At 38.4% G+C, this 3,367-nt stretch carries 4 protein-coding genes and 2 tRNA genes; 2 read left to right on the top strand and 4 right to left on the bottom strand.

Going from position 1 to position 3,367, the window contains the following annotated elements; genetic code table 11:
- Positions 1–7: 7 nt before the first annotated feature.
- Positions 8–81, bottom strand: a tRNA-Asn gene (locus ECA1_RS16610).
- 194 nt (positions 82–275) lie between these two features.
- Here ECA1_RS16610 and ECA1_RS16605 point away from each other — a divergent pair.
- Positions 276–348 (top strand) — tRNA-Thr (locus tag ECA1_RS16605).
- A gap of 94 nt (positions 349–442) precedes the next feature.
- Here the strand turns inward: ECA1_RS16605 and ECA1_RS16600 are convergent.
- Together ECA1_RS16600 and ECA1_RS16595 are read right to left on the bottom strand one after the other, a co-directional pair.
- The gene (locus tag ECA1_RS16600; RefSeq protein WP_060793122.1) at positions 443–682 is read right to left on the bottom strand and encodes a hypothetical protein; all 240 of its coding nucleotides are present in this window, start codon (positions 680–682) and stop codon (positions 443–445) included.
- Between the two features lie 636 nt (positions 683–1,318).
- Entirely contained in the window at positions 1,319–1,753 is a 435-nt protein-coding gene (locus ECA1_RS16595; protein ID WP_060793121.1) for a universal stress protein, read from the bottom strand.
- Between the two features lie 392 nt (positions 1,754–2,145).
- Between ECA1_RS16595 and ECA1_RS16590 the strand changes: the two genes are divergently transcribed.
- Positions 2,146–2,502 (top strand): iron-sulfur cluster biosynthesis family protein, encoded by a 357-nt coding sequence (locus tag ECA1_RS16590; protein WP_015509034.1) that lies wholly within the window; start codon positions 2,146–2,148, stop codon positions 2,500–2,502.
- Between the two features lie 48 nt (positions 2,503–2,550).
- On the opposite strand, the gene ECA1_RS16585 is transcribed toward ECA1_RS16590, so the two are convergent.
- Positions 2,551–3,201, bottom strand: a complete 651-nt coding sequence (locus tag ECA1_RS16585) for an HAD hydrolase-like protein (RefSeq protein ID WP_060793120.1) — start codon at positions 3,199–3,201, stop codon at positions 2,551–2,553.
- Between the last annotated feature and the right edge of the window lie 166 nt (positions 3,202–3,367).

Below are 3,367 nucleotides of genomic sequence, written 5' to 3'. Positions count from 1 at the left end.
TTTGATACTCCGGCAGTAGGACTCGAACCTACGACATCATGATTAACAGTCATGCGCTACTACCAACTGAGCTATGCCGGAAGAATCTATCTGTACTATACCAAATAGTCAGATAATTTAGCAAGAGCAAAAATCAATTTTTTGTTCCTTTGTTTCAAGAAAATCCCCTTTTAGAAACTTCCCTTCCCGCAAAGTGTTTTTCTCAAGAAATATCCTAAAATCTCATTGACAAAGCAGCACCTTTACGGTATTCTATATCTTGTGTTAAATAACACGCCGCTTTAGCTCAGTTGGTAGAGCGCATCCATGGTAAGGATGAGGTCGACGGTTCAAGCCCGTCAAGTGGCTTTGGTAGGACAACGTTTGTCGGACGTTGTCTTTTTTTGTGCATCTAATTCCCAAAGTATAGCGATAATTTCTGAACTTAATCATTCGTACGCCCCTAATTTACTGCGATATACAAAAGAAATAAGATCGTAAAACCCAATAGTAGGACCGATACAACTGCTTTCACTATCCTCGCTGCATCTTTAAATTTAAACAAGAGCGTATATAGATTAATAAAGTAAATGATCGACAGGGCTGCTTCTTGCGAATATTCTTTCACTTGGATCAAGCCTAGCCATATAATCAGCAAAAGAATCGAAAAAACAACCAAATAGTTTTCTGCAACACGCTTCATTTCATTCTCCTTTTTTATTGTTTAAAATTGATATAACAAGATTTATTCCAACATCCTCTCAATGTCCCTCATTATTTAAACAAGAATCTGAAGTACAAGGTTTAATTCCGCAAGTCAAACTTGAACAATTACCACGGGGGAAGGTTCAATTCAATTTAACCAATTCATTTCAAATGCCTTCTTTCTATTTAATTATGAAAAGTATAATAGTAGGCAGAAAAATAATTACTATAAAAATAACAAACATGATCATTAAAATTTTAAAAATCTTTTTCATCATTTATTTCTCCTTTCCAACAATATTCGATTGTATTCTGCTGCATTCTGTAAAGTCGATAAATTATCAGCCCCTCTCTCCAATACTTTTCCTACAGCCTTTGCTTATTAAAAGTGTAACAAACCATCTCTTCTAATAGTTAATTTTTATCAATTTAAATAAATATTTTTTTACAAAACGAACAAAAGGATTTTTCAATCGGTGCTTACAGCTCAATTTTAGACACATCTTTTTTACCACAAAAAATCCGCTCTCCTAAAGCTAAGAGAGCGGGTTTTTCAACTAACTGAATTTTTTTGAAAGGAGATGCATGATGCCGGCTTAAAAAATAACATATTCTTTCCGTTTAATTTAAATTTTTACTTCACGACCAACACCGTACATTTCGAATGATTGACGACATAATCGGTGGTTGAGCCTACGACAGCTCGGGTCAATGTACCTTTACCAGTTGCACCGATAATGATCAAATCAATCGGGTACAATTCTGTTGCTGCATGAATGATAAAGCGTTTTGGATCGCCGACTTCGACGATCACCTCAACATCTTCTACCCCATGCTGATTGGCATCATAGATTTTTTTCAACATGTCCGTTTCCACACGCAATTTTTCTTGGTCAAAAATTTTCGCAAAAGCATAGGCACTTGTGGATAACTCAGCATTGTTGATAACAGAGAGGATATACAATTTGGCTTTGTTCATACGACAAATCGCGAGTGCTTCTTGGAACGCTTTTTCTGACTGATCCGACCCATCCAAGGCAACAAGTACATTTTGACAATTACGTAACATCCAAATCGCCTCCTTTTCTTTATTTTACCACAAAAAATGGAAGCGTTACAAAAAAGGACAAGGTCTACTCTTAAGAGACCTAAAACTTCCTTTAAGATTTGTGAAGTTCCTTACTTGTCTCTGTGATTATGCAGTAAAATAAAGAGAAGAATGATTCGAGGTGAAAGAAATGCGCTCTTTTTTCCAGGCTGCGGTCACTGTGCTCTTGTACTTAGGGCTTTTCTTGCTGATAATCGGTATTATCGCCTTTTTCTTGCTAAAACTTTAAGCTTGGTTTGTTGAAAAGCAAGTTGCTGTCACATCCCTAAGAGGAGTGATACACTTGGTTTATCAACAATTATCGAAACGAAACAGCTTGCTGCTCACTCGTTTCAAAAAGGAGATCATGCAAAATGGACTTACATATTACCCCTACTGCCGCTGCTCGCTTTCCAGAAGGACACGACTTATATATTTTGACGAGTAATGACGGATCGAACCAATTTTCTTCAGCAGCTGGATGCTGTATGATCGGCGAACGTTTTTTGATCACACCGATCGACGAACCGTTAGACCCATATAATGAGTTAGTCTCAAGCAATCAGTTTACTTTCTTTACATCAACCTATGATCAAATGTTCTTGACTGGTCATCTGATTCTAGATGTTCACCCAACTTCAGGAACTTTGATTTTGAAAAACGAAAGCGGCTATTTGGATACCAATCTTTTATTGGAATCCTCTCCACAGTTGAAACAAACGAATGCGTAACTAAAGAGCTGACAAACGCCTTGTAAGGTGCTTGTCAGCTCTTTTTCTCTATAATGAATCTGGAATCAACGCTAAGAGTTCTTGTGTCTCAGCGGCTAAAGCGATCGCACCAGCATCAAGCAATTCTTCTTTTGACCCAAAACCATATAAAACGCCGATTGCCGGTAACTGGTTTTCTTTTGCCCCTAAAATATCATGCTCACGGTCGCCGATCATGATGGTTTGCTGCACTTTTTGCTCCTTTTCAATCTCAGTTAGCGCGTAGCGGATAACGGCCGCTTTTTCCCCACGTTTATTCTCAAGATCCGCCCCATAGATTCCTTTGAAATAGCCATCATACTTGAGATGGGTCAGGATCTCTTTTGCAAAAACTTCTGGTTTCGACGTAGCGATATACAAATCGTGATCCTGCGCCAGCTCCTGCAATGTTTCTTCGATCAACGGATATGGTTGGACTTGAAACATGCCCGCTTGACGATAATTTTTCCGGTAGAAGGCAACAGCTTGCTGGGCAGCAGCTTCATCGAAGCCCAAGCCACGGAAGGATTCAATCAAAGGCGGCCCCACAAAGCTCCGCAGTACGTCTTGCGCTAATTGCTCTTTTCCCATTTTTTCCATCGCATATTGAATCGATCCATAGATTCCTTCACTCGAATCAATGATCGTTCCATCTAAATCAAAAAGTACTTTCTTTCTCACGCCATCGTCTCCTTTTCTAATAGTATAGAAAAAAACAGCAGTACAAGCAACACTTCTTCCTTTTCGTTCTGATCTCATCTAAATAAAAAAGACGCTGCCCCATCAAAGGCAACGTCTTTATTTTTGTCATTTTATGCAAAAAAAAAGATAGCAGATGCTATCAAGC

The organism is Enterococcus casseliflavus NBRC 100478 (assembly GCF_001544095.1).
Lineage (GTDB): Bacteria > Bacillota > Bacilli > Lactobacillales > Enterococcaceae > Enterococcus_D > Enterococcus_D casseliflavus.
This window is presented reverse-complemented; position numbering and strand designations above follow the sequence as displayed.